The sequence below is a fragment of the Ruegeria pomeroyi DSS-3 genome, assembly GCF_000011965.2.
Classification (GTDB): domain Bacteria; phylum Pseudomonadota; class Alphaproteobacteria; order Rhodobacterales; family Rhodobacteraceae; genus Ruegeria_B; species Ruegeria_B pomeroyi.
Map to the genome: position 1 here is coordinate 2349975 of NC_003911.12, position 25519 is coordinate 2375493.

Here is a 25519-nt window from a genome sequence, read left to right on the forward strand (position 1 = left end):
TGATAGGATAAGCAACGAAATATTCAAGCTAAGCGAGCAGCCGGACACCAGCCGAGGTCATCAATCGCAGCCGGGCCGCAAACCGGCCCAACAATCTATCTTTGTCACGCACATTGTGACGATCCAAACCCAGCCCCCTGGCTTTGCGATAGGGCAAAGTGCAATCCAGCTTGCGTCGTTGAGGTTGACGATTTTCATCAACGGTCCACTGCTCTGCCGGCCGCAAGCACAGGTCGTGCTTTGCATTTCTGCAAGGGGTGTTTGCGGCATTGGCGCTTGATCGGACAGGGGCGCGGCGGTAAGAAATAAACAACTGTTCATTTCTGCTGTCCGCCGATGGAGGAGACGTCATGGATTTTGCACTGACCGAGGAACAGACCGCGATTTTCGACATGGCCCACGCATTCGGCCAGGACAATATCGCGCCTTATGCCCGGCAATGGGAGGCCGAGGGCACCATTCCCAAGGACCTGTGGCCGCAGGTGGGCGAGCTGGGTTTTGGCGGGCTTTACGTGTCCGAGGAGGCCGGCGGCGCGGGCCTGAGCCGGCTGGATGCCACCCTGGTATTCGAGGCGCTGAGCATGGCCTGCCCTTCGGTCGCGGCCTTCCTGTCGATCCACAACATGTGCGCCAAGATGCTGGACAATTTCGCCAGCGACGAGCTGAAGACGCGGGTGATGCCCGATGTGCTGTCGCTCAATACGGTGCTGAGCTATTGCCTGACCGAACCCGGCTCGGGCTCGGACGCGGCGGCACTGAAGACGCGGGCAGAGAAGAGCAACGAGGGCTATGTGCTCAACGGCACCAAGGCGTTCATCTCGGGCGGTGGCTATTCCGATGCCTATGTCTGCATGGTGCGCACCGGCGAGGACGGGCCCAAGGGCATCTCGACCGTCTATGTCGAGGACGGCACGCCGGGCCTGAGCTTTGGCGCGCTGGAGGACAAGATGGGCTGGAAGAGCCAGCCCACCGCGCAGGTGCAATTCGACGATTGCAAGGTGCCCGCGGGCAACCTGGTCGGTGTCGAGGGCGACGGGTTCAAATACGCGATGATGGGGCTGGACGGCGGGCGGCTCAACATCGCCTCGTGCAGCCTGGGCGCGGCGCAGACGGCGCTGAACATGACGTTGCAATACATGGGCGAGCGCAAGGCGTTCGGCAAATCCATCGACCAGTTCCAGGCGCTGCAATTCCGGCTGGCGGATATGGAGATCGAATTGCAGGCGGCGCGCACCTTCCTGCGCCAGGCGGCGTGGAAGCTGGACAACAAGACGCCCGATGCCACCAAGTTCTGCGCCATGGCCAAGAAATTCGTGACCGAGACCGGTTCCAAAGTGGTGGATCAGTGTCTGCAACTGCATGGCGGCTACGGCTATCTTGCCGATTACGGCATCGAAAAGCTGGTCCGCGATCTGCGGGTGCACCAGATCCTGGAAGGCACCAACGAGATCATGCGGGTGATTGTCGCCCGTCACATGCTGGCCAACCGCTGAGGATCAGATGGCAGATATCGACATCCGGGTCACGGGGCGCGCCGGGCGGATCACCCTGACCCGCCCGCAGGCGCTGAACGCGATGAGCTATGACATGTGCATGGCGATCGACGCGGCGCTGAGGAACTGGCGCGAGGACGACGACGTTGCGCTGGTGATCATCGACGCGGAGGGCGACAAGGCGTTCTGTGCCGGCGGCGATATCGCCGAGCTGTATGACACCGGCACCAAGGGCAATTACGACTACGGGCGCACCTTTTGGCGCGACGAATATCGCATGAATGCGATGATCTTCGAGTATCCCAAGCCGGTGGTCAGCTTCATGCAGGGGTTCACCATGGGCGGCGGTGTCGGCATCGGCTGTCACGGCTCGCACCGGGTGGTGGGCGAAAGCAGCAAGATTGCGATGCCCGAATGCGGCATCGGGCTGGTTCCGGATGTGGGCGGCACGCTGATGCTGGCGCTGGCGCCGGGGCGGCTGGGCGAATACCTGGGCACCACCGCCGGGCGGATGGGGCCGGATGACGCCATTTTTGCCGGTTTTGCGGATATCTATATCCCGCAAGGTGACTGGGCCGGGCTGATCGAGATGTTGGAGGCCTCGGGCGATCCGGCGCTGCTGGCGCCGCATGCACAGACCCCGCCGCCGGGCGAGTTGCGTGCCATGCAGGCTGAGATCGACCGCCATTTCGGCGGCGAGACGCTGGGGGATATCCTGACATCGCTCAAGGGCGATGGCGGAGAATTTTCGTCGAAAATTCTCGCGAGCCTCAGGCGGAATTCGCCACTTTCGATGGCCTGCACGGTGGAGATGCTGCATCGGCTGCGCGGTGCGACGCTCAGCATCCGCAAGGCGCTGGAGCTGGAATACCGCTTCACCTATCGTGCGATGGACAAGGGCGATTTCCTGGAAGGGATCCGCGCCCAGATCATCGACAAGGACCGCAATCCGCGCTGGCAATATGCCGATCTGACGGTGCCCGCAGTGGCGGTATCGGCCATGTTGCAGCCGCTGGGCGCCGAGGCGCTGACATTCGAGGAGGAAGAGGCATGAAAATCGGGTTCATCGGTCTGGGCAATATGGGGGCGCCGATGGCGTCCAACCTGGCCAAGGCCGGTCACGAGGTGACCGGCTTTGACATGGCACCGGTCGAGGTGGCGGGCGTGACCCGCGCGGCCAGCGCGGCAGAGGCCGCGCGTGGCGCCGATGTGGTGGTGACCATGTTGCCCAACGGCCAGATCCTGCGCGCCGTTGCGGCCGAGGTGATCCCGGCGATGACGGCTGGCGCGGCGCTGGTCGATTGTTCGACCGTCGATGTGGACAGCGCCCGCGCGGTGGCGGCGGATGCCGAGGCGGCCGGGCTGCTGGCGGTCGACGCGCCGGTCTCGGGCGGGATCGGTGGCGCGGCAGCCGGCACGCTGACCTTCATGGCGGGCGGCTCGGACGCGGCGTTCGAGAAGGCCAAGCCGCTTTTCGACATCATGGGCCAGAAGGCCGTGCATTGCGGCGCTGCGGGCGCCGGACAGGCGGCAAAGATCTGCAACAACATGATCCTGGGCGTCACCATGATCGCCACTTGTGAGGCCTTTGCGCTGGCCGACAAGCTGGGGCTGGACCGGCAGAAGATGTTCGACGTGGTCTCGACCTCGTCGGGCTATAGCTGGACGATGAACGCCTATTGCCCGGCGCCGGGTGTGGGGCCGCAATCGCCCGCCGACAACGGATACAAGCCCGGGTTCGCCGCCGAACTGATGCTGAAGGATCTGCGGCTGAGCCAGCAGGCCGCCGGCAGCGCCGATGCGGATACGCCGATGGGCCAGCTGGCCGAGGCGCTTTATGCCCAATTCGTCGAAAACGAGGGGGGCAAGGGCATGGATTTCAGCGCCATGCTGCCCCGGTTCGAGAAACGCACACGGGGATAAGGGGCGCCGCCCCTCTTGGCCTGCGGCCAATTCACCCCGGGAGTATTTCTCACCAGAAAGAAGCCGGACCCGTCGGCACCCCTGCCGGCGGGTTTTCGCGTATCGATTTGCACAAAACCTGTTTTGACCTCATCTATTTCCCAGATCCGGCCAGTCGCCGGACGCAATCGGAAGGTAAGCGCATGAAACGGATACTCCCGGGATTGCTTGTCCTGAGCCTGGCCCTGTCAGCCGCACCGGTGCTGGCCGGGAATGGCAATGGGAACGGCAAGGGCGCCCAGAAGGGCGAGAACAAGGTCAAGGTGACCCGCTCGGCCAACCCGGCCAACGCGGTGCACTGTCCGCCGGGCCTGGCCAAGAAGGCGGTGCCCTGTGTGCCGCCCGGACAGGTGAAGGCGCGCTATGGCATCGGCGACCGTATCGAACGCGACTATTTCTGGATCGACGATCCCTATCGCTATGGGTTGAAGCAGACCGGCTATTACGTGCGGGCGGGCGATTATGTCTATCAGGTCGACCGCGACACCCATAAGGTGCTGAACCTGATCGGCGCGGTGGCCGACATCCTGAACTGAGTTTCACGAGCGTATATAGGCCCGACCCGAATCCGGGTCGGGACGATAATCCCAGGCGGTGCCATTGCGCTGCATGGCGGCGTTGACCACCTGTTTGAGGGGCAGACGCTCCCAGACCTCGCGCGCGATCCGCTCCAGATCGAAACTGCCGCCGGTGATCACCCGGTCAAGCCGCGCCTCGGTTTCGGCAAGGTCCGGCTCTCCGGCCCGGTTGTGCCATTCCCCCGGATCCCGGGCCAGATTGTAGAGCTGCGGCGCCGAACCGTGGCAGTAGTGATATTTCCAGTCCCCCAGCCGCACCATGAAACTGGGCCGCATGATGCCCTCGCCATGGTATTCCGAGACGATGGGCACGGTGTCCAGCTCCTGCCCCCGCACCGCGCCCAGCAAGGACCGCCCCTCTAGCGGTGCCACCGGTGTCTGACCGGACAATTCGATCAGTGTGGCGGGCAGGTCCAGCAGCGACACCGGCGTGTCGACCCGGCCGGGCGCGGCGCCCGGCAGGTCGATGATCAGCGGGATGCGCGCCGACCATTCATAGAGGCTGCGTTTCTGGATCAGCCCCTTTTCGCCCAGCATCTCGCCATGATCCGAGGTTACGATGATCACCGTCTCGTCGCGCTGGCCGGTCTCGTCGAGAACCTCGAGCAGCGCACCGATCTTGTCATCGACATAATGGGCCAGCGCCGCAAAGCCGCGTCGCATGGCGATCAGGTTCCGGGGGTCGCGGACCTCGTGGCCGCGCTGATGCAGGCCATGCCAGCGCCGCAGCGCGTGATCGAACTCGGAATAGCGCGCGTCCATGTCAGCGGGATAGTCCGGCAGCGGGATATCGGCGTCCTTGTACATCTCCCAATAAGGGCGCGGCACCACGTAGGGTGGATGCGGGTTGGTAAAGGACACGGTCAGCATCCAGGGCGTGTCCGGGGCGTGGCGCAGGTATTCCAGCGCCCGAAACTGGGTTTCCTCGTCGTATTGCAGCTCTTTCGACCAGCCGGGGCCGATATTCTCGGCCAGGTATTGCGGCGTGAAGTCAAAGGCCTGGAACGAGGCGTCCCCGTCAGGCGGCAGCGGATAGGACCACAGGAACCCCGAGGGGTAGATATCGGGATTGAGACGCCGCTGAAAACCGTGCAACTGGTCGGCGCCGATGAAATGCATCTTGCCCGACAGCACCGTTTCATAGCCCGCATTGGTCAGGTAATGGGCAAAGGTGGGAAGGAAACTGTGATAGGGATCGCCGTTGTCGTAGCAACCGGTGGTCGAAGTATACAGCCCGGTCATGAAACAGGATCGGGCCGGCACACAGATCGGGCTGGGCGTATAGGCGTTGGTGAACTGCACCGCGCGCCCGGCCAGCCGGGTCAGATGGCGGGTGCGGGCACCGGTGCCACCGCAGGCCTCGAGCATGAAGGGCGTCATCTGATCGGCCATGATCAGCAGGATGTTGGGACGTGTCCGTACTGCCATCGGGCGCCCTTTCACATCGGGAATGCGCATAACCGGAATGGTGCACCACGGGGGGCGGCGTCAGCAAGGAGATTTGCAGACCGCTCCGCTGCTTACCAGGGGTTCTTGGGCCCGCGATCCTCGGACAGGCTGTCCTGGTGGGCGGTGACAAGATCCTCGATCGCGTCGGCCAGGTGGATGCGGTCGATATTGTAATCACCCCGCGCCACCCGGATGCGATGGGCGCGCAACAGCACATCGGCATGGGTGCAGCCCACCGGCGGCTCGAACCGATAGCTCGCCAGTTCGATCAACAGGCCCAGCGGATCCTTGAAATAGATCGAATCCATGAAGCCCCGGTCGCGCGGGCCGGAATGGTCGATGCCGCGCTCGTCCAGCCGCTCGACCGCCTGCCAGAAGGTCGCCTGTGACACGTTGAAGGCGATGTGATGCACGCAGCCCGGATCGGTGGGCGTGCGGTCAGGCGTGCCCTTGCGGGTTTCGTTGGTGAACACGGTGATCAAGCGCCCGTCGCCCGGGTCGAAATAGACATGCCCCTCGTCCGGGTTGTCGAGATTGGGCTGGTCAAAGACAAAGGGCATGCCCAGCACCCCCTCCCAGAAGTCGATGGTGCTCTGCCGGTCGGCGCCGGTCAGGGTGATGTGATGCACGCCCTGGGTCTGCAACTTGCGCATGTCTCTCCTCCTCTGATCCCCGATCACAGCATAGCGCGATGGCGGCCTGTCTCAATTGCCGGGCGTTGCGTTTCCCCAAAGTGCCTCGACCATCTGCCGGGTGGCGTCGTCGGCGGGAAAGAACATCTCGATCCTGAGTTCGGACATGGCGATATCGCCGGTGGCGCCGAACTGGGTGATGGTGGTGAAGAAGGACAGCACCGCCTCGCCCAGCCGGTAGCGGGCCGGGATTACGGCGGGCATCGGGGCATCGGCGGCGCCCGGCTGCCGCGCGACCCGTTCCGCCAACCGGGCCACCGCCTGTTCCAGCACCGGGTCGCGGCCGAAATGGGCCAGTTCGGTGCGCAGGCGCGTCAGGCTCAGCCGCTCGACCTCGTCCCGGTTTTCCAGCGCCGCCGCCAGTGCCGGATTGTCCAGCAGTGCGTCGATCAGGCCGTCCCCCGCCCCCAGCCCGGTGGCGGCGAACATCGCCCGGGCGGGGCGGTTCATCGTCTTGAGGCGCCAGTGCCGGTCGACCGCCATTGCCGGATAGGGCGCGTGCCGGGAGAGCATCCAGTCGACTGCCTGTGTCAGCGGCGCCATTTCGGGCGCATCCCCGTTCCGGCTGTGATAGGCAGGCGCCAGCCCCGCCGAGGTGAGCCAGCGGTTGCGGGCGCCGCCGGGCACCTCCAACTCGTCACAGAGCCGCAGCACCATGCCCCGGCTGGGCAGAGCACGGCCGCTTTCCAGAAATGAGATATGGCGGGGCGAGACCCCTGCGGAGAGGCCCAGATCCATCTGGCTCATCCGGCGCAGCTGGCGCCATTCCCGCAGCACATCCCCGAACCTATCCACCATCCCTGCCCTCCGCTTGCCAGGTACAGCATAGGGGAAAGAGCGTGAATTTCACTTACCCCTCAGGTAATTGTTTTGCCGCACCGTGCAGTGGCAGGCTGGCCCCAGCATCAGAAATGGAGAGTTCAGATGACCCATGATCGCGCCACCCGCCTGCTATCGCTTGCCGCTGTTGTCAGCGCGCTGTTCGGGCTGGCCATGTTCGCCACCATCGCGCTGGATCAGCGCGCGCCCTTGGAATTCTTCCTGGACCTTGCGATCCTGCCGCTGGACGGGGCGGACCGATTGGACAGCGCCGCCGTTCGGCTGATGACCGCGATCAGCGGCGGTTTGCTGGTCGGGCTGGGCGTGATGATCTGGCAGGTGGTGCGCGACGTCTATGCCCGCGACCCCGAGACCGGCGCGCGGATCATCCTGCGCGGGGTGCTGGCCTGGTTCGTGATCGACAGCGCCGGATCGGTTCTGGCCGGGGCCGCGTTCAACGTGGTGATGAACAGCGGGTTTCTGGCGCTGTTCCTGCTGCCGCTGCTTTTGGCGCGGCAGGCGCGGGCGCATCCTGCCTGAGTGCACCCGGGGTAGCGGCGGTCACTCCGCCGCCACCCGTTCGGGGTTCAGCATCGGTTTCAGGTAGCGCCCGGTATGGCTGCGCTCGCTTGCGGCCACATCCTCGGGCGTGCCCTCGGCCACGATCATGCCGCCACCATCGCCGCCTTCGGGGCCGATGTCGATGATCCAGTCGGCGGTTTTCACCACGTCCAGATTGTGTTCGATCACCACCACCGTGTTGCCCTGTTCGACCAGCTCATGCAGCACTTCGAGCAGTTTGCGCACATCCTCGAAATGCAGGCCTGTGGTGGGTTCATCGAGAATATAGAGCGTGCGGCCCGTCGAGCGGCGGCTGAGTTCCTTGCTGAGCTTCACCCGCTGCGCCTCGCCGCCCGAAAGCGTCGTGGCCTGCTGGCCGACCTTGATATAGCCGAGACCGACGCGCGACAGCGCATCCATCTTTTCACGGATCGACGGCACCGCCTTGAAGAACTCCTGCGCGTCTTCCACAGTCATATCAAGCACATCGGCGATGCTCTTCCCTTTGAACTTCACCTCCAGCGTCTCGCGGTTATAGCGCGCGCCCTTGCAGGTTTCGCAGGTGACATAGACGTCGGGCAGAAAATGCATCTCGATCTTGATGACACCGTCGCCCTGGCAGGCCTCGCAACGGCCACCCTTGACGTTGAAGCTGAACCGTCCCGGCTTGTAGCCGCGCGTCTTGGCCTCGGGCAAGCCCGCAAACCAGTCGCGGATCGGGGTGAACGCGCCGGTATAGGTGGCGGGGTTTGACCGCGGGGTGCGCCCGATCGGGCGCTGGTCGATATCGATCACCTTGTCGAGGAATTCCAGCCCCTTGATCGTCTCGCAGGGTGCGGGCGTCTGGCGGGCGCCGTTGAGGCGCATGCTGGCGGTCTTGAACAGGGTTTCGATGGTCAGCGTCGACTTGCCGCCGCCCGACACACCGGTGACGCAGACGAATTTGCCCAGCGGGAAATCGGCGGTGACCTCGCGCAGGTTGTTGCCGGTGGCCTTGACCACCGTCAGCTTTTTGCCATTGCCGTGGCGGCGTTCGGCAGGGACTGAAATCTCGCGACTGCCTGACAGGTATTGCCCGGTGACCGAGGCCGCATCGGCGGCGATCTGGGCGGGCGTGCCGTGGCTGACCACCTGCCCGCCATGGACACCCGCACCGGGGCCGATATCAAAGACGTAATCCGCCTCGCGGATCGCTTCCTCGTCATGTTCGACCACGATCACCGTGTTGCCCTGATCGCGCAGGTTCTTGAGCGTGGTCAGCAGGCGGTCGTTGTCGCGCTGGTGCAAGCCGATCGAGGGTTCGTCGAGCACATAGAGCACGCCGGTCAGGCCCGAGCCGATCTGACTGGCCAGGCGGATGCGCTGGCTTTCGCCGCCCGACAGCGTTCCACTTGAACGTGAGAGCGTAAGATATTCCAATCCCACGTTATTCAGGAAACCCAACCGCTCGCGGATTTCCTTGAAGATGGCCTGGGCGATCTCGGTTTTCTGTTTGCTCAGCGAAGCTGGTGCGGCCTCGGCCCAGGCCAGCGCCTCGCGGATCGACATCTGTACCACCTGACCCACATGCAGGCCCGCGATCTTGACCGCCAGCGCCTCGGGCTTCAGCCGGAACCCGCCACAGGCCCCGCAGGGGCGGTTGTTCTGATACTGCTCGAACTCCTCGCGGATCCAGTTGCTGTCGGTCTCGCGATAGCGGCGTTCCATGTTGGGGATGACGCCTTCGAAACTGCGGGTGACCTGATAGACGCGGCCACCCTCGTCATAGCGGAACGGGATTTCCTCGTCGCCCGAACCGCGCAGGAACACCTGTTGCACCTTCTCGGGCAGATCCTTCCACGGGGTGTTCTTGTCGAACTGGTAATGGCGGGCGATCGCCTCAATGGTTTGCAGGAAATAGGGCGACTTGCCCTTGCGCCAGGGTGCAAGGGCACCGTCATAGACCTTGAGGCTCTGATCGGGGACCACGAGGCGTTCGTCAAAAAACAGCTCGACCCCCAGGCCGTCGCATTTCGGGCAGGCGCCATAGGGGGCGTTGAACGAGAAGAGGCGCGGTTCGATCTCGGGGATGGTGAAGCCCGAGACCGGACAGGCAAAGTTTTCCGAAAATGTGATGCGCAACGGCTCTTCGGTCTCTTGCGAGCCCTCCTCGCCGGGCGAAGAGGCCCCGCCCGGGGCCGAGGAGCCGTCCCGTGGCGCGGTCTCCAGGATCGCGATGCCCGAGGCCAGATCCAAAGCGGTGCGCAGGCTGTCGGCCAACCGGGTTTCAAGCCCCTCGCGCACCACGATGCGGTCCACCACCACGTCGATGTCATGGCGAAACTTCTTGTCGAGCGTCGGCGGCTCGTCCAGTTCATAGAACTGGCCATCCACCTTGACCCGCTGAAAGCCCTGCTTGCGCAGCTCCAGGAATTCCTTGCGGTATTCGCCCTTGCGGTCGCGCACGATGGGGGCCAGCAGATAGCCGCGCGTGCCCTCCTCCATCGCCATGATCCGGTCGACCATGTCCTGCACCTGCTGCGCCTCGATGGGCTGGCCGGTGGCCGGGCTATAGGGCGTGCCCGCGCGCGCGAACAACAGCCGCATATAGTCATAGATCTCGGTCACCGTACCAACGGTCGAGCGCGGGTTCTTGCTGGTGGTCTTCTGCTCGATGGAAATCGCTGGGGAAAGACCGCTGATATGGTCCACATCCGGCTTTTCCATCATGTCCAGGAACTGGCGGGCATAGGCGCTGAGGCTTTCAACATAGCGCCGCTGCCCTTCGGCATAGATCGTGTCAAAGGCCAGGCTCGACTTGCCCGAGCCGGAAAGGCCGGTGATCACCACCAGCTGATCGCGCGGAATATCCACGTCGATCCCCTTGAGATTATGCTCGCGCGCGCCGCGTACCTCGATGAACTTCTGCTCAGCCATGAACTGCCCTCGGACCCAATGCCACAGAGATAGGCGAACCGCCGTGAGTCTCCAACCCGATTAATAGAACGTAAAGAGAACAAATGCAGGATGCAAAGGTTTTGGCATTGCATTCAATTCATTGAATGTTAAATTGGCGAAAACCCGCAGACACTCCGACAGGTCCGATATGTTCTTTTTCCGCAAACCCTCCCTGCCCGGCCTGAGCATCACCGAGGCGGTTGACGCCGCCGCACGCGGCGACCTGCTGGTGATCGACGTGCGCGAGGCGGGGGAACTGGCGGCCACCGGCAAGGCCGCCGGTGCCCTGCATGTCCCGCTGATGCAGCTGAGCGCGCGCGCTGACCGAAACCATCCCGAATTCGAGCCGCTGCTGGAGGGCGCCAGTCGGATCGCGGTCTATTGCGCCTCGGGCGGGCGCTCGGCCCGGGCGCGCAAGCTGCTGCTGGGCCTGGGTTACCCCGAGGTTCACAACCTGGGCGGCCTGGGCCACTGGGCCCGTGCTGGCGGCCGGATCGAACGCGCCTGACCCGCCTCAGGTCTTGCGCGCGATGGCCCAGGCGCAGATCGGAAAATCGGGATCGTTGTCCAGAGGATCGGTCTCGGGGTCATAGACCGGCGGCCAGGGCCGTTCGAGATTGCGCAGGGCCGCGTGCCGGTTGCCCCATTGCTCGGCCCGGATCTCCTCCTCGGCAAAGCCGCATTCGATCAGGAAATTCCGCAGACCCCGCGCCGACCAGCGCGAATTGTCCATCGGGGCCGCGTGAAACGGCACAAAGAACGGCACCGCCAGCCAGAAATGTCCGCCGGTCCGCAGCATTTCGAGCACGTTCAGCGTCGCCTCATAAGGCCGGTCCAGATGTTCCCAGACCTGATTGGCCAGTATCAGGTCGAATTGCTCGATCTCTCCGGCCGCGTCGCAATAGGGTCCGGCGCAGATATCGTATTCGGGATAGATAAATCGGCGATAGCTGCGGAACGGGAATTGTTGCCCCCATTTGCCCGAGATCTCGGCCACCTCCAGCCCCTCGGGGCCCAGGTCCTTGATCATCCGGCGGCTTGATCGTGCCATTGCGATCCGGTTCAGACTGGCCACGCGTCTCTCCTTGTGTCCGGGACAGGTAATCAGCCCTTGGCCACCCCGTCCAGACGCGATCGGTGGGGCCATTTGCAAAACCACCCGCAAACGACGAAATTTCCCCTTTCGGTATACGCTCCAGATCGTAATCTGCGGCCACGCGACAAGATTTTGCGTGTTATTTTCGCTTTGTAGACGAGGTTTTGAATGAAACGAATTGGACTGGCCGCATTGGCGCTATGCCTGCCCGCAACACTGGCTGCGCAGGATCAGCCCTCGGCCATATTGGTGCTGGATGGCTCTGGCTCGATGTGGGGTCAGATCGAGGGCAAGGCCAAGATCGAGATCGCCCGCGAGGTGGTGACCGGCCTGCTGGCCGACCTGCCACAGGATCAGCCGCTGGGCCTGACGGTCTATGGCCACCGGCGCAAGGGCGATTGCACCGATATCGAAACGCTGGTGGCGCCCGCGCCCGGTAACCGCGCGGCCATCGCCAGCGCGGTGGCCGGGCTGAAACCCAAGGGCAAGACACCGATGCTGGAGGCCGTGCGCCAGGCCGCCGAGGCGCTGCGCTATACCGAGGAGAAGGCCACCGTGATCCTGGTCTCGGACGGGGTCGAGACCTGTGACGCCGATCCATGCGCCACTGCTGCCGCGCTCGAGGCGGCGGGGGTCGATTTCACCGCCCATGTGGTGGGATTCGATATCGACGACCCGCAGGCACTGGCGCAGATGCAATGCCTTGCCGACCAGACCGGCGGCACATTCCGCAGCGCCGCCAACGCTGACGAGCTGGGCGCGGCGCTGGCCGCCGCCGCCACGGTAAAGCCCGACCCGGCCCCCGGCCCCGCCCGGCTGCTCTTTGCCGCGACCGAGGCCTTTGGCAGCACCTTCCGCGAGGTCGAGGTGGTCTGGGAGGTGTTCACCGAGGATGGCGCGCAGGCGATGGATGCGACCCAGGTGATGAGCGGCGAGACCCAGCTGCCCCCCGGCACCTTTCTGGTGCGCGCCCTGCGCCTGTCCGATGAGACGGTGGAAGAGCGCCGGGTCACCCTGCAACCGGGCGGGCGTGAGGTGGTCGAGATCGCCTTTGATGAACCCCTGCCCGCCGCCACCCTGTCGGCGCCCGCCAGCGGCACCGCGGGCGGAATGGTCGAGGTCAGCTGGACCGGCCCGGATGGCGAGGGCGATTATCTGGCTGCCGGTCCCGTGGGCGCCAATGACGCCAGCTATCTGACCTTTGAATATACCGCCAAGGGCAACCCGCTGCCGCTGCGCCTGCCGGTCGAGCCGGGCGCGTATGAGATCCGTTATGTGCTGGCGGATGGAATTCAGACCCTTGCCCGCCTGCCGATCACGGTGAGCGAGCGCAGTTTCGCGCTGGACGCGCCGGGTAGCGCACCGGTGGGCAGTCTGGTGCAGGTGGAATGGTCGGGCGGCGGCTTTGACGAGGATTTCCTGACCGTGGCCAAGCTGGACGCCAGCAGCGACGGCAACGATTACCTGACCTATGCCTATGTGCGCGACGGCAACCCCGTGGGGCTGCGGATGCCATTGGCGCCGGGCCAGTACCAGCTGCGCTATGTGGTGGGTCAGGACAGTTCGGTTGCGATCAGCCAGCCCATCACGGTGAGCGACCTGAGCGTGACGCTGGAAGCGCCCGATCGGGTGGCAGCAGGCAGCATGGTCGCGGTGAGCCATACCGGCCCCGCCTATGACGGCGACTATGTCACCTTTGTCACCCCGGATGCGGGCGTGCTGGACTATCTTGGCTATGCCTATACCAGCGATGGCGCGACCGTGCAGGTACAGGCGCCCGACATGCCCGGAAGCTATGAATTGCGCTATGTTTCGACCATCTCGGGCGAGCGAATATTTGCCCGCCGCGCGGTGGTGGTGGAGTAAGAAAAACCCTCGCCCGGGGCGCCGGGCGAGGGTCAGCTTTACGTCAGAAGCAGTTGTTCTTACATGTGAATGACGCGCCCGTATGCGTCCAGAACGCTTTCGTGCATCATCTCGCTCAGCGTCGGATGCGGGAAGACCGTGTGCATCAGGTCCTCTTCGGTGGTCTCAAGCTGGCGGCCCACCACATAGCCCTGGATCATCTCGGTCACCTCGGCGCCGACCATATGGGCGCCCAGCAGCTCGCCCGTCTTGGCGTCGAAGATGGTCTTGATCATGCCCTCCACCTCGCCCAGTGCAATCGCCTTGCCGTTGCCGATGAAGGGGAAGCGGCCGACCTTGATGTCGTACCCCAGTTCCTTGGCCTTGGCCTCGGTATAGCCGACCGACGCCACCTGCGGATGACAATAGGTGCAGCCTGCGATGCTTTCGGGTTTGACCGGGTGGGCATGCTTGCCCGCGATCAGCTCGGCCACCATGACTCCCTCGTGGGAGGCCTTGTGCGCCAGCCAGGGCGCGCCGGCGATATCGCCGATGGCATACAGCCCCTCAACCCCGGTCCGGCAATAGGCATCGGTCACCACATGCGTGCGGTCGATCTTGACCCCCAGCGCCTCGAGCCCGAGGTTTTCCACGTTGCCGACGATACCGACAGCAGAGATTACGGTGTCGAATTCCAGTTTCTCGACCTTGCCGCCGGTCTCGATATGGGCAGTGACCTTTCCCTTGGCGCGGTCCAGTTGCTTGACCATGGATTTCTCCATGATCTTCATGCCTTGCTTGACAAAGCTCTTCTTGGCGAAGGCGCTGATCTCGGCATCTTCGACCGGCAGAACGCGGTCCATCACCTCGACCACGGTCGTGTCGGCGCCCAGCGTGTTGTAGAAGCTGGCGAATTCGATGCCGATGGCGCCCGAGCCGATGACCAGCAGTTTCTTGGGCATCCGCACCGGTTGCAGCGCATGCTTGTAGGTCCAGACCAGATCGCCGTCAGCCTCGAGCCCCGGCAATTCGCGCGCGCGCGCACCGGTGGCGAGGATGATGTTCTTGGCGGTCAGTTCCTGGGTGCCCTTGTCGGTCTTGACCGAAACCTTGCCCTTGGCCGGGATCGTCGCCTCGCCCATCACCACGTCGATCTTGTTCTTCTTCATCAGATGGCCGATGCCGCCCGACAGCTGCTTGGCCACCCCGCGCGAGCGTTTCACCACCGCGTCGAGGTCATAGCCGATATTGTCGGCCTTCAGCCCGAATTCCTTGGCGCGCTCCATCAGGTGGAACACTTCGGACGAGCGCAGCAGCGCCTTGGTCGGGATGCAGCCCCAGTTCAGGCAGATGCCGCCCAGATGTTCGCGCTCGACCACACAGGCCTTGAGCCCCAGCTGAGCCGCGCGGATGGCGGCCACATAGCCCCCCGGCCCGGCGCCGATTACGATCACGTCATAGGATTGTGCAGCCATGTTCTTCCCTCGGCCAGACCCGTTCTAAAAACTAGTTTACCATTAAACTAATTTCTCACGCACATCAACAGCCCTGCGCCGCGACAAAAGTGACGCGCCGGCAGCGGCGTTACGTCCGCCATGCCAGCCTATACCGGCAACGGTCTTTGCGCTAGAACCGAGGGCAGCAGCGGCGATGTGGAGAACCGACGTGATGAAAACGCTCAAGGACCTGTTTCTGGCACTGCTCAATGCCACGCTGATCCTGGTGGCGCTGTGCCTGTTTCTGGGCTGGCGGATGATGGCGACGGTGGACACGGTCAGCGACCGCGTGACCGCCAGCATCGCCGAGCTGACCCCTCTGCGCGACGAGATTGCCGGGGTGCGCGCCGAACTGTCCGGCCTGCGGGCCGATCTGGCCGCCGCGCCGGGCACGGCTGCCAGCGCCCGGTTGCAGAACCGCCTTGATGGGTTGGAAGCGCGACTGGACGGGATGCAGGCCCGGATGGCCAGCCTGGCCACCCTGCCCGATCAGCTGCTCGACCGCGCCTTTGAAACCGCCGCAGACCGGATGGCGCGCGGCGTCGCCGAGCTTCGCGGCTGTCAGCCGGCACCGGGCGGAACCTAGAGCCTAGAGCCTAGCCCGCCTTGCGCTGCAACTGCTGCACCGTCGCGCCATAGCCGCCATCCGAGACATACTCTGCCTCGCTCTGGGTGCTGGCCCGGTCAAGGGCCTGATTGCGATAGGGGAACCGTCCGAATTTGCGGATCACCTCGCGATGGGCCCGCGCATGCAGCAGGTTCGATGCGCCTGATTCGGGCATCCGCTGGCACATCAGCCGCACACAGCGTTCCTGATCGCAGAGATTTTCGGAATGCATCATCGGCAGGTAAAAGAACTGCCGCGCCGGTTCGTCGATCTTCAGGTCCCAGCCCTTGTCCACCGCGCATTTCGCGGCCATCAGCGCCGCCCTGTCGGTGGCAAAGGCCTTGCCCGAGCCGCGGAACATGTTGCGGGGGAACTGATCGGTGAGAATGATATAGGCCAGAGCACCGCTGGGATAGGTGAGCCAGAGCGAGAACCTGCCCTCTGCCGCTGCCTCCCATGTGGACTGGAACTTGTCCCTGATCCGGGCGTCCAACGCCTCGTCCTGGGCATACCATCCGGCGGGACCCACTTCGTCCAGCCAGAACTTCAATACGTCTTCGGGGCCGACCATCGGTCTGTCTCCACTCTCCTTTTGTCCCCAGGTTACTGGGGATTAAACGCCTTTTTACAATTCTGTAACAGTAACGATTTGCAACAATGCGTCATGAAGCAAGGGGAAAAATCGCCTACTTCTGCTCTTCTGCCTCCTGATCGGCCTCGAATGCCACTTCTTGCGCCATCTCGATCGCCACTGGCGAGGCGGTCGGGTACATGTAGGCCATGGAACTGGTCTCCTCGACCGGGGTCGAGGGACGCTGAGTCGCGCGATACGCGGCATAGGCGGCGGTCGCGAACATCAGCGATGCGATGAAGAAGAAGAAGCCCGGCGGGCCGAACACCCCGTCCGACATCAGCCAGCCGGTGGTGACCGGCCCGGCAATCGCCCCCAGCCCGTTGATGAACACCAGCCCGCCCGAGGCCGCCGGCATGTCGTCATAGTCGAGATAGTCGTTGGTATAGGCGATCAGCAGAGAATAAAGCGGGTTGGACAGCCCGCCGATGATCAGCGCCGCCAGCAGCAGGAATTCGAACTGGCCGCCCAGCATCGCGCCCAGCATCGCACCGCCGCCGCCGACCAACGCGACAAACAGGATCAGCACCCGCCGGTCCATCCGGTCCGACAGCCAGCCCAGCGGATATTGCACCACCAGCGCGCCCACATAGAAGGTGGCGACAAAGATCGACAGTTGCGACAGCGTCAGCCCCACATTGGCCGCATAGACCGCGCTCATCCCGAATTGGGCCGAGAACACGCCCCCCAGCAGGAACATGCCGACACAGCCCAGCGGAGAGGTCTGCATCAGCGCCTTCAGGCTCATCGGTTTGGTGCTGTCAAAGGCCGGGGTCGGCGAGATCGACAGCAGGATCGGACCAAACGAGATCGAAACCACGATCGAGGCGATGATGAACGCCTCATACCCGCCCGGATCACCGACCTGGATCAGCCCCTGGGCCACGATGATACCGGTCATCTGCACAATCATGTACAGCGACAGCGCCTTGCCCCGGTTCGAATTGTCGGCGGCATTGTTCAGCCAGCTTTCGGCGGTGACGTAAACGCCCGAGAAACAGAACCCGATGATCACCCGCCCCAGCATCCAGACATAGATATTGGCAAAAGCAGGATAGAGGATCATCACCGCCGAGATGAACGAGGCCAGTGCCGCGAACACCCGCACGTGGCCGACCCGGCGGATCATCTCGGGCGCCATGCGCGAGCCGCCCAGGAACCCGACGAAATAGGCCGACATCACCAGCGACATCTCGAAGGTGGAAAACCCCTCGATCTCGCCCCGCACACCCAGCAGCGTGCCCTGCAGGCCGTTACCCACCATCAGCAGGCCAATGCCCAAAAGCAGCGCCCATGCGCTGGATAGAACCTGAAGCATCGCGATTGCCTTTGTGCGGTTGCGGACTCTGCGGTCCAAAGAAGAAAGGTCGAGCCTCTGCTTGTCCACGACAAAGCGGCCCGGGTCTGATCCGTTATCGCCTAGCCCGGCAGCAAAAGCGACGCATCCCCATAAGAGAAGAACCGATAGCGGTTTTCCACCGCATGGGCATAGATTTTGCGGATGCTCTCTTGCCCCATCAGAGCCGAGACCAGCATCAGCAGTGTCGATTTGGGCAAGTGGAAATTGGTCATCAGCCCGTCGGCAACGCGGAAGTCGAAGCCGGGATAGATGAAAATGTCGGTGTCACCCTCCCAGGGCGCGATCTGCCCGCCGCGCGCGGCGCTTTCGATCAGGCGCAGGGCGGTGGTTCCGACCGGGATCACCCGGCCGCCTGCCGCCTTGGTGGCGGCGATCTCGGCGGCGGCCTCGGCGCTGACCCGGCCCCACTCGGCATGCATCTTGTGGGTCGTCACATCCTCGACCTTGACCGGCAGAAAGGTGCCCGCGCCCACATGCAGGGTAACATGGGTAAAGGTAACCCCATGTGCGGCCAGTGCTGCCAGCAGCGTATCGTCGAAATGCAACGAGGCGGTGGGGGCGGCGACAGCGCCGGAATGACGCGCCCAGACGGTCTGGTAATCGGTCTTGTCCTGCTCATCGGCGGCGCGTTTGGCGGCGATATAGGGCGGCAGCGGCATCGCGCCCGCCTGGGCCAGCGCGGCGTCGAAATCGGGGCCGGTCAGGTTGAACCGCAATAGGGCCTGCCCGTCTTCAATCGCCTCAACATCAGCCGACAGGTCGTTGGAAAAGATAATGGTTTCACCTTCACGCAACTTGCGCAGCGGTTTGGCCAGCGCGCTCCAGCTGCCATCGGCGCGCGGTTCCAGCAGGGTGATCTCGATCCGGGCGGTGACCGGGCCTTGGGCGCTCTGGCGCTGGCGGGTACCACTCAGCCGCGCGGGGATCACCCTTGTGTCGTTCAGCACCAGCCGGTCGCCCGGGCGCAACCAGTCGGGCAGATCGCGCACCACCGCATCGCTGATCGCATCTCCCCGGGCCACCAGCAGGCGCGCCGAAGAACGGGGCTGGGCGGGCCGCGTGGCAATCAGGTCATCGGGCAGGTCGAAATCGAAATCGCTGAGCTTCATGGCCCGCGCCTATAGAGCGCGCCGCACGCTTTGACCACAGCCAATTCGCCTGACAGGGCGGCAGACCGCTCAGCGGTCACCGCCGCCACTGTGCGGGCGCGCGGGCTGGGGCGCAGGGGCGGGCCGTGGCGCCGGTTCGGGCGTTGCCGCCGGTGCGGCCGGTGCGGGCGCGCTGTTCTCCTCGGGCACCGCCGGCAGGCTGGGCGCGGGTGCGCGGATGATGTCGCGCAGAAAGCCCGGCGCCAGCCCGGACAGCGGATTGACGAAGACCTGCGGCCGCTGCATCGGGCCGGTCAGGGTATAGTTGAACCCGATCAACCCTTCGCCCTTGCGGGTCAGCACACTGCCGATCGCATTGAGCAGATAGATGGGCGAGACCACGCCGCGCAGGTCCAGAACCCGGTTTTCCGTATCCACGGTGCCATTGATCGACACCCCGATCGACGGGCCGACCGCACTGCCTTCGAGCACGGTGAGGGTTGTGGGCGTCAGCCGCATCTTGCTGTCGATCTCGCCGAACAGGATACCCTGACCCGACATCTCGTCGATCAGCCCGACCAGCGACACCGCGTTGAGCAGCGCCGCCATCGCAGGCGCATCGCGCACCCTGGTGTTGCGCACCCTGAGTTGCGCGTCGTAATTGCCCGGCGCGCCTACCGGCTCCATCACCAGCTGGAAGCTGCCGCCATGGGCCTGATCTAGGATCCCTGCGGCGCGGAACACCGCGCCCGCATCCTCGGCCTGCAGAAATACCGCACTGCGCGCGCCCCGCCCGATCAACTGGCCAGAGATCGGCGCCTGCCCATTCAGCGACCCGGTGAAGCGGCCATTCAGCCCTCCGCCGGTGCTGAAACTGCCACGCATGCCGCTCAGCGTCATGCTGTCAGAGACCTGCAACCGGTCGAGCGCGAGGCTGACCGCCGGGGCCGCACCACCGCCGCCGCTGCCACCCGAGGCACCACTGCCGAAACTGGCCCGGCGCAGATCCAGAACGCCCCCCTGCACCACGATATCGGGCACCGCCCCGGCGCCGCGCCCGACCAGTTCGACCGGAACCGCCAGCCAATCCCCCAGTTCGAACGAAGAGAACCGCGCGCGCGCGAAACTGCGGTCGGGATTGAACTCGATACTGCCACGGGTGCGCAGCCCGGCGGCCTCGACCTCGATCGTCTCGACCCGCCCACCCGCGCCCAGAGTTGCCTCGAGCGCCAGCCGACCGGTGCTGGCGGGCGGTTTGCTCCACCCAAGTTCCGGCAGCGACAGGCGCACCCCGGACAGGTTCGACTGTGCCGCAAGGCGCAGCGGCTCGCCGCCCCCGATCCCAAGGGTGAAATCGGCCTCACCCGCGCCTGTCAGCATGCCATCGGGCAGGCCCAGCCGCTGCTCGCGGATCAAATCGGGGGTCAGCGCGATACGCCCGCTCAGGTTGCTGCGCTGGCCCTGCCCCAGCGGCTGTTGCCAGCGCATGCTGGCCGGGACGCTGCCGAACAGCCCGGCCCCCTGCAAGGCGATCCGGGTCTGGTCTCCGCTCACCTCAAGCCGGGGTGCCGAGACCCGGGTGCCGGGCACCAGCACCTCGCTTGCCACCCCCTCGACCACGCCGGCCAGGTGGAATTCCATATCCGCGATCCTGACCTTGTCCTTGAGCGGCAATGCCAGCGTGCCGGTCAGCCGGGCAGTGCCCTCTGCCAGGTCGACCGGCAGATTGGCCTTGTCCAGGATGCTGAGCGGCGGCTCGTTCAAAAGGGACAGCGCGGCGGTGACCGGCCCGCTGGCCATGATCCGGGCAATACCCGGCGCGGCTTGGCGGATGCCGATATCGGGGATGATGAACGAGGTGCCGGTGGCGTCCATCTCGCCCCCCTGTGCGGCCACAACGACCCCCGCGTCGGCCGTCACCGCGAAACGGCCATCCAGCAGGCTGGCCTGCCCGCGCGCGCGCACCAGCGGCGGCAGTGTTCTGGCATAACGGATCTGCGCCTCGGCAAAGTCGAAATCGGCATAAAGGTCGGGCTTGGCCCCGGGGCGCAGCCGGAGCGCGAGGTCAAGATCGCTCAACTGCGCCTCGACCAGGTTCTCGGCCACCCATTCACGCGGCTTGGGCGCCACGCCCTCGGGCCAATAGGACAGGACCTGCGCCGGGGTGATCGCATCCAGCTGCGCGTCCAGCGCCAGTTGCCAGCCCTCGGGCGCGGCGCTCAGATCGCCGTCCAGCCGCAGGGTGCGGCCATCGTCGATCACATCCATCCGCCCGATCCGCAACTGGAACGGGTTCAGTGTCATCCGGAAATCCACCTCGGCGCGGTCGATGGTCAGCGGCTCGGGATAGACGGCGGCGGGGTTGACGCGCAGCCCGTGCAGGCGGAACTGCCCGACCAGACGGTCAAGCCGCCCGGCCTCGACCCCGTCGAGATAGGCCACGCCCTCTGCCTGGGCCGCACCCCAGGCGCTGTCCACCGCCACCTCGGCAAAGCTCAGCCGCTGCTGGGCCGGGTCATAAGTGAAATAGGTACGGGCCGAGGCAAAGGGGATCGGCCGGGTCTTGGGGTTGGGTTGCAGCGCGCCCTGCCCGATCTGCAGCGTGGCCGAGATCGGGGTCAAGGTGCCCGCCGCGTCGATGCCCCCGCGCAGCGCGCCCGAAATGGGCGCATCCAGCACCTGCAACCAGGCCAGCGCCGGTGCCTGCGCCGCGATATCGGCGGCGGCCAGATCCTCGATCGAGATGCCGAAACTGGCCGCGGGCTGACCCAGGGTGCTGGTGTAATTGGCCTCGAACCGGCTGGCAAAATCGCGCCCGCTGAGCAACGAGAATTCGGTGGCGATGCGAAGGTCGCCACCACCACGGGTGATCAGCACCTGACCGCCATCCAGCGTCCAGCCGCGCCCCTGGCGCAGATCCTCATACTCCAGCGACAGCGAGGTCAGCTCGACCGAACTGAGCGCGCTGAGCTGGGGATGCAGGAACACCGCATCAAGCGATTCGAGCAGCTGTGCCAGTGTCGAGGCCTGCCCGACCGTCCCGCCGCCCTGCCCGCCCAGCGACAGCGAGACCTGCCCCTCGGCGTCGCGTCGCAGGGCGGCCGAGGCGCCGTTCAGCACGATCCGCTTGGGCTGCACCTGGCCGCGCAGCAGGGGCCGCATCGCCAGGCTGGCCTCGGCATCGGCAAGCCGCGCGATCACCCGGCCACCGGCATCGGACAGTTCGACATCGCGCAGGCGCAAACGCGGACGCCAGCCCTTGTTGATCACGAAATAGACGCCGCCAAACCGGATCGCGCCGCCCTCGAGCGCGCGCGCCAGGCGGGACTCGACCCGCGATTGCAGCCAGGGCGGCGCCTGCAGGGTCTGGCCCACCACCATCAACCCGGCAAACCCCGCCAGAAACACCAGCAGCACCGTGCCGCGCATCGCCCACAGCAAGGTCACCCGCCGCCGGCTGCGGCGCGGTTTTCCGGGGTCAGCCCCGTCCGAAGTCTTGTCGATGTCTTCCAACTTCTCCGCCGCGACCTATGATGCGCGCAATCGTATCACGAAACCCAGCCGGAGTGCCCCGATGCCCGATGTCACAGATATTGCCCCCGAATTCACGCTTCCCCGCGATGGCGGCGGCGAGATCAGCCTGTCCGACCTGCGCGGTCGCGCGGTTGTTCTGTTCTTCTATCCCCGCGATGATACTCCGGGCTGCACCAAGGAATCCATCGGCTTTTCCGTGAACCTGCAGGCCTTTGCCGATGCCGGCGCCCAGGTTCTGGGGATCTCGCGCGATACGGTGGCCAAACATGACAAATTCGTCGCCAAACACGGGCTGACCACACCGCTGCTGTCGGATGCCGAAAGCGATGTCTGCGAGCGCTATGGCGTCTGGGTGGAAAAGAACATGTATGGCAAGAAATCCATGGGCATCGAACGCACGACCTTTCTGATCGATGGTGAGGGCCGGATCGCCCAGGTCTGGCGCAAGGTCAAGGTCGATGGCCATGTGGACGCGGTGCTGGACGCGGTGCGCGCCCTGTGAGCCTGAGCCTGACCGAAATGGCCGTCGAGGTGCTGACCACCGCCGATGGCCGCGCCAAGACCGCGCTGTCACGCCGCCATGCCGCCGCCTGGTTTGCCGCCCGCAAGGGCGAAGCCACGCCGATCGCGGTGGGCACCGCCAACCCGCCGCCCCATCCGGCCCGCCCCGAACGCCCCGAACTGCTCAGCCCGCGCGACGTGCCGCGCCGCCGCCCGGGCTCGGAGGCGGGGCGCATCGCGCTGTTGCATGCGGTGGCGCATATCGAGCTGAACGCGGTCGATCTGCACTGGGACATCATCGCGCGGTTCGGCCATGTGCCGATGCCGATCGGGTTCTACGACGACTGGGTGAAATGCGCGGACGAGGAATCCAAACATTTCAACATGATCTGCGACGTTCTTGAGAGTATCGGCAGCCATTATGGCGCGCTGCCGGCCCATGCCGGCATGTGGCGCGCCGCCGAGGATACGGCCGAGGATCTGATGGGCCGGCTGGCGGTGGTGCCCATGGTGCTCGAGGCGCGCGGGCTGGATGTGACGCCGGGAATGATCGACATCTTCCGCAAGGCGACCTTGCCCGCGGCCGTCGCCGCTCTCGAGGTGATCTATGCCGAAGAAGTGGGCCATGTCGCCTATGGCTCCAAATGGTTCCATTTCCTGTGCGGACGCGAGAATGCCGACCCCAAGGAAGTGTTCCACGCGCTGGTGCGGCGCTATTTCCATGGCGCGCTGAAGCCGCCCTTTAACGAGGAGAAACGCGCCGAAGCCGGGCTGCCCCCGGATTTCTACTGGCCCCTCGCCGAAGAGACCGAACAGCGAAATCGCGGTGTCTGACGGGCCACATCGCATGCAAACGCATGGTTTCGGCGGATTTTCGCCGAAACCGGGCTGTCATGGGCAGGGTTTTTGCGCTTCTGGTAAACAAACTTGCCCGATCCGCCCTGCGCCGGTATTCACACGTGCCAAGGCCCCGGCACCACTCAATCCCGGGGTTTTGTGAGGGGACAACAAGGGATGGGCGCGTGCGAACACGTCTGGCGATCAAAATCCACGCGTTTCTGGAGCAGAAATTTCCCGAACGCAGGGTCTTTCTGAAATCCGACACCGATACACGGTTCATCCGGCTTCGGCCCGAGACCCAGCTGATCGCCTTTGGCGGCGCCACGCTGCTGGTCGCATGGACCATCGTTGCCACCGCCATCCTGCTGATGGACAGCATCGGCGCCGGCAATTTCCGCGAACAGGCCAAGCGGGATCAGGCCACCTATCAGGAACGCCTGAACGCGCTCTCGCAGGAACGTGACGCCCGCGCCGAAGAGGCGGTGGCCGCACAGCGCCGGTTCAACGCCGCCCTGACCCAGATCTCGGCCATGCAGACCGAGCTGCTGGCCTCGGAAACCCGCCGGCGCGAGCTGGAAACGGGGGTCGACGTGATCCAGACCACCCTGCGCGCCACCATGAAACAGCGCGAGAACGCTCGCGCCGAGCTGGCCAAGATGCTGGACGAAAAGGGTGACAGCGCCGCCGTGCAGGAAGTGGCCGCCGAGGTCCCCGCGCAGATGGATTTCATGGCCGCGGCGCTGGAGCGCACCGCCCAGCAACGCGACCAGATCCGTGCTGATGCCCAGTCGGCGCTGGATGCGCGCGCCGAGCTGGAGCTGGAAATCAAGCTGATGGAAGAGCGCAACGACCAGATCTTCCGCCAGCTGGAAGAGGCAATGACCATCTCGCTGGAGCCGCTGGACAAGATGTTCCGCAGCGCCGGCATGCCCACCGATCGCATCATCGAAGAGGTGCGGCGCGGCTATAGCGGCCAGGGCGGGCCGCTGACCCCTTTATCCTTCAGCACGCGCGGTGAGGAACCCTCGGCAGACGAGATCCGCGCGAACCTGCTGCTTCAGCAGATGGACCAGCTGAACCTCTACCGGCTGGCCGCCGAACAGGCGCCCTTCGCCTCGCCGGTGCGCGCGGCGGTGCGCTATACCAGCGGTTACGGCTATCGGCGCGACCCCAAGACCGGCGGCAAGCGCATGCATAACGGCTCGGATTTCGCCGGCAAGCATGGCACCGACATTCACGCCACCGCCGATGGCGTTGTCACCCATGCGGGCTGGCAATCGGGTTTTGGCAAGCTGATCAAGATCCGCCACGCCTTTGGCATCGAGACCTATTACGCCCATAACTCGCAACTCCGTGTAAAGGTCGGCCAAAGGGTCTCGCGCGGGGATCATATTGCTGATATGGGTAGCACCGGACGGTCCACCGGGACGCATCTGCACTATGAGGTGCATGTCAACGGCAGACCCGTTAACCCCATGACTTACATCAAGGCTTCACGCAATGTTTTCTAAGAGCAAAATCAACGAGCCCGCCCCCAAGGCCCCCGAGGCGGCCAAACCCGCCGCGCCTGCGGCTCCTGCTGCGCCCGCTCCGAGCGATTACAAGGCAGCTGCGCCCAAGCCCAAGCCGCCGGCCTCGATCCTGTCGTCGGATCTGCACATCACCGGTAACATCAAGACCTCCGGCGATATCCAGGTTGAAGGCTCGGTCGAAGGCGATATCCGCGCGCATCTGCTGACCATCGGCGAGACCGCCACCATCAAGGGTGAGGTGACGGCCGACGACGTGGTGATCAATGGCCGGATCGTCGGCCGTGTGCGGGGCCTCAAGGTGCGCCTGACCTCGACCGCGCGGGTCGAGGGCGACATCATCCACAAGACCATCGCGATCGAGAGCGGTGCCCATTTCGAAGGCTCGGTGCAGCGTCAGGACGACCCGCTGAACCCCGGTCGCGCCGCCAAGCCCGGCGCCAACCCGGCTGCGGCTGCCCCGGCCCCCAAGCCCGAAGGCGCCTGAGCCTCGCTCTCTTT

General features: G+C 64.9%; 22 protein-coding genes. 12 read left to right on the forward strand and 10 right to left on the reverse strand.

All coding sequences use genetic code 11. The annotated features are described in order from the left end of the window. Positions 1-350: 350 nt before the first annotated feature. From SPO_RS11210 to SPO_RS11225, 4 genes are all read left to right on the forward strand, one after another. Entirely contained in the window at positions 351-1493 is a 1143-nt protein-coding gene (locus tag SPO_RS11210) for an acyl-CoA dehydrogenase family protein (protein ID WP_011047933.1), read from the forward strand. A 7-nt stretch (positions 1494-1500) separates the two neighbouring features. Further along, the gene (locus SPO_RS11215) at positions 1501-2547 is read left to right on the forward strand and encodes an enoyl-CoA hydratase/isomerase family protein (RefSeq protein WP_011047934.1); all 1047 of its coding nucleotides are present in this window, start codon (positions 1501-1503) and stop codon (positions 2545-2547) included. Then, positions 2544-3416, forward strand: a complete 873-nt coding sequence (mmsB, locus tag SPO_RS11220; protein WP_011047935.1) for a 3-hydroxyisobutyrate dehydrogenase — start codon at positions 2544-2546, stop codon at positions 3414-3416. Before SPO_RS11215 ends, mmsB begins: the two co-directional genes overlap by 4 nt. Positions 3417-3598: 182 nt before the next feature. After that, complete coding sequence (locus SPO_RS11225) at positions 3599-3991, forward strand: hypothetical protein (RefSeq protein ID WP_030003219.1); 393 nt, start codon at positions 3599-3601, stop codon at positions 3989-3991. A 3-nt stretch (positions 3992-3994) separates the two neighbouring features. On the opposite strand, the gene SPO_RS11230 is transcribed toward SPO_RS11225, so the two are convergent. The 3 genes from SPO_RS11230 to SPO_RS11240 all read right to left on the reverse strand — a co-directional run bounded on the left by SPO_RS11230 (position 3995) and on the right by SPO_RS11240 (position 6972). Further along, the gene (locus tag SPO_RS11230; RefSeq protein WP_158454169.1) at positions 3995-5461 is read right to left on the reverse strand and encodes a sulfatase-like hydrolase/transferase; all 1467 of its coding nucleotides are present in this window, start codon (positions 5459-5461) and stop codon (positions 3995-3997) included. Between the two features lie 92 nt (positions 5462-5553). Then, positions 5554-6135 (reverse strand): VOC family protein, encoded by a 582-nt coding sequence (locus SPO_RS11235; protein WP_011047937.1) that lies wholly within the window; start codon positions 6133-6135, stop codon positions 5554-5556. A 51-nt stretch (positions 6136-6186) separates the two neighbouring features. Next, positions 6187-6972, reverse strand: coding sequence for a helix-turn-helix transcriptional regulator (locus SPO_RS11240; RefSeq protein ID WP_011047938.1), 786 nt, complete (start codon positions 6970-6972; stop codon positions 6187-6189). A 126-nt stretch (positions 6973-7098) separates the two neighbouring features. Between SPO_RS11240 and SPO_RS11245 the strand changes: the two genes are divergently transcribed. Continuing rightward, positions 7099-7533 (forward strand): hypothetical protein, encoded by a 435-nt coding sequence (locus SPO_RS11245; protein ID WP_030003220.1) that lies wholly within the window; start codon positions 7099-7101, stop codon positions 7531-7533. A 21-nt stretch (positions 7534-7554) separates the two neighbouring features. Here the strand turns inward: SPO_RS11245 and uvrA are convergent, their stop codons facing one another. Continuing rightward, positions 7555-10470 carry an excinuclease ABC subunit UvrA gene (uvrA, locus tag SPO_RS11250; protein WP_011047940.1) on the reverse strand — a complete coding sequence of 972 codons (2916 nt, stop codon included), beginning with the start codon at positions 10468-10470 and terminating at the stop codon, positions 7555-7557. 169 nt (positions 10471-10639) lie between these two features. Here uvrA and SPO_RS11255 point away from each other — a divergent pair, with 169 nt between their 5' ends. Further along, positions 10640-10999 (forward strand): rhodanese-like domain-containing protein, encoded by a 360-nt coding sequence (locus tag SPO_RS11255; RefSeq protein ID WP_011047941.1) that lies wholly within the window; start codon positions 10640-10642, stop codon positions 10997-10999. 6 nt (positions 11000-11005) lie between these two features. On the opposite strand, the gene SPO_RS11260 is transcribed toward SPO_RS11255, so the two are convergent. Next, positions 11006-11566: a methyltransferase domain-containing protein gene (locus SPO_RS11260; protein ID WP_044028322.1), complete on the reverse strand. Its 561-nt coding sequence runs from the start codon at positions 11564-11566 to the stop codon at positions 11006-11008. A 189-nt stretch (positions 11567-11755) separates the two neighbouring features. On the opposite strand from SPO_RS11260, the gene SPO_RS11265 reads away from it, so the two are divergent. After that, positions 11756-13453, forward strand: a complete 1698-nt coding sequence (locus SPO_RS11265) for a vWA domain-containing protein (protein ID WP_011047943.1) — start codon at positions 11756-11758, stop codon at positions 13451-13453. Between the two features lie 59 nt (positions 13454-13512). Here SPO_RS11265 and lpdA read toward each other — a convergent pair whose 3' ends face one another. Beyond that, positions 13513-14907 carry a dihydrolipoyl dehydrogenase gene (gene lpdA, locus SPO_RS11270; RefSeq protein ID WP_011047944.1) on the reverse strand — a complete coding sequence of 465 codons (1395 nt, stop codon included), beginning with the start codon at positions 14905-14907 and terminating at the stop codon, positions 13513-13515. Positions 14908-15082: 175 nt separating this feature from the next. Between lpdA and SPO_RS11275 the strand changes: the two genes are divergently transcribed. Next, a complete protein-coding gene (locus SPO_RS11275; protein ID WP_011047945.1) occupies positions 15083-15514 on the forward strand; it encodes a hypothetical protein in 432 nt (143 codons plus the stop codon). Positions 15515-15524: 10 nt separating this feature from the next. Here SPO_RS11275 and SPO_RS11280 read toward each other — a convergent pair whose 3' ends face one another. From SPO_RS11280 to SPO_RS11295, 4 genes are all read right to left on the reverse strand, one after another. Then, a complete protein-coding gene (locus SPO_RS11280; protein ID WP_011047946.1) occupies positions 15525-16106 on the reverse strand; it encodes a DUF924 family protein in 582 nt (193 codons plus the stop codon). 115 nt (positions 16107-16221) lie between these two features. Then, positions 16222-17484 (reverse strand): MFS transporter, encoded by a 1263-nt coding sequence (locus tag SPO_RS11285; protein ID WP_011047947.1) that lies wholly within the window; start codon positions 17482-17484, stop codon positions 16222-16224. Positions 17485-17585: 101 nt separating this feature from the next. After that, complete coding sequence (gene queA, locus SPO_RS11290) at positions 17586-18635, reverse strand: tRNA preQ1(34) S-adenosylmethionine ribosyltransferase-isomerase QueA (RefSeq protein ID WP_011047948.1); 1050 nt, start codon at positions 18633-18635, stop codon at positions 17586-17588. 69 nt (positions 18636-18704) lie between these two features. Further along, positions 18705-22127, reverse strand: coding sequence for an AsmA family protein (locus SPO_RS11295; protein WP_011047949.1), 3423 nt, complete (start codon positions 22125-22127; stop codon positions 18705-18707). Between the two features lie 61 nt (positions 22128-22188). Between SPO_RS11295 and SPO_RS11300 the strand changes: the two genes are divergently transcribed. The 4 genes from SPO_RS11300 to SPO_RS11315 all read left to right on the forward strand — a co-directional run bounded on the left by SPO_RS11300 (position 22189) and on the right by SPO_RS11315 (position 25505). Next, complete coding sequence (locus tag SPO_RS11300; RefSeq protein ID WP_011047950.1) at positions 22189-22650, forward strand: peroxiredoxin; 462 nt, start codon at positions 22189-22191, stop codon at positions 22648-22650. A 17-nt stretch (positions 22651-22667) separates the two neighbouring features. Next, entirely contained in the window at positions 22668-23483 is an 816-nt protein-coding gene (locus SPO_RS11305) for a ferritin-like domain-containing protein (protein ID WP_044029236.1), read from the forward strand. 188 nt (positions 23484-23671) lie between these two features. After that, positions 23672-25000: a M23 family metallopeptidase gene (locus tag SPO_RS11310; RefSeq protein WP_044028323.1), complete on the forward strand. Its 1329-nt coding sequence runs from the start codon at positions 23672-23674 to the stop codon at positions 24998-25000. After that, entirely contained in the window at positions 24990-25505 is a 516-nt protein-coding gene (locus SPO_RS11315; RefSeq protein ID WP_011047953.1) for a bactofilin family protein, read from the forward strand. Before SPO_RS11310 ends, SPO_RS11315 begins: the two co-directional genes overlap by 11 nt. Positions 25506-25519 lie beyond the last annotated feature (14 nt).

Bases quoted from the DNA above. Each gene is read 5' to 3' on its own strand.
- lpdA (WP_011047944.1), bottom strand. From the start codon at position 14,907: ATGGCTGCACAATCCTATGACGTGATCGTAATCGGCGCCGGGCCGGGG.
- SPO_RS11230 (WP_158454169.1), bottom strand. From the start codon at position 5,461: ATGGCAGTACGGACACGTCCCAACATCCTGCTGATCATGGCCGATCAG.
- SPO_RS11240 (WP_011047938.1), bottom strand. From the start codon at position 6,972: ATGGTGGATAGGTTCGGGGATGTGCTGCGGGAATGGCGCCAGCTGCGC.
- SPO_RS11285 (WP_011047947.1), bottom strand. From the start codon at position 17,484: ATGCTTCAGGTTCTATCCAGCGCATGGGCGCTGCTTTTGGGCATTGGC.
- mmsB (WP_011047935.1), top strand. From the start codon at position 2,544: ATGAAAATCGGGTTCATCGGTCTGGGCAATATGGGGGCGCCGATGGCG.
- SPO_RS11235 (WP_011047937.1), bottom strand. From the start codon at position 6,135: ATGCGCAAGTTGCAGACCCAGGGCGTGCATCACATCACCCTGACCGGC.
- SPO_RS11245 (WP_030003220.1), top strand. From the start codon at position 7,099: ATGACCCATGATCGCGCCACCCGCCTGCTATCGCTTGCCGCTGTTGTC.
- SPO_RS11255 (WP_011047941.1), top strand. From the start codon at position 10,640: ATGTTCTTTTTCCGCAAACCCTCCCTGCCCGGCCTGAGCATCACCGAG.
- SPO_RS11300 (WP_011047950.1), top strand. From the start codon at position 22,189: ATGCCCGATGTCACAGATATTGCCCCCGAATTCACGCTTCCCCGCGAT.
- SPO_RS11265 (WP_011047943.1), top strand. From the start codon at position 11,756: ATGAAACGAATTGGACTGGCCGCATTGGCGCTATGCCTGCCCGCAACA.
- SPO_RS11225 (WP_030003219.1), top strand. From the start codon at position 3,599: ATGAAACGGATACTCCCGGGATTGCTTGTCCTGAGCCTGGCCCTGTCA.
- SPO_RS11215 (WP_011047934.1), top strand. From the start codon at position 1,501: ATGGCAGATATCGACATCCGGGTCACGGGGCGCGCCGGGCGGATCACC.
- SPO_RS11210 (WP_011047933.1), top strand. From the start codon at position 351: ATGGATTTTGCACTGACCGAGGAACAGACCGCGATTTTCGACATGGCC.
- queA (WP_011047948.1), bottom strand. From the start codon at position 18,635: ATGAAGCTCAGCGATTTCGATTTCGACCTGCCCGATGACCTGATTGCC.
- SPO_RS11275 (WP_011047945.1), top strand. From the start codon at position 15,083: ATGTGGAGAACCGACGTGATGAAAACGCTCAAGGACCTGTTTCTGGCA.
- uvrA (WP_011047940.1), bottom strand. From the start codon at position 10,470: ATGGCTGAGCAGAAGTTCATCGAGGTACGCGGCGCGCGCGAGCATAAT.
- SPO_RS11280 (WP_011047946.1), bottom strand. From the start codon at position 16,106: ATGGTCGGCCCCGAAGACGTATTGAAGTTCTGGCTGGACGAAGTGGGT.
- SPO_RS11315 (WP_011047953.1), top strand. From the start codon at position 24,990: ATGTTTTCTAAGAGCAAAATCAACGAGCCCGCCCCCAAGGCCCCCGAG.
- SPO_RS11305 (WP_044029236.1), top strand. From the start codon at position 22,668: ATGGCCGTCGAGGTGCTGACCACCGCCGATGGCCGCGCCAAGACCGCG.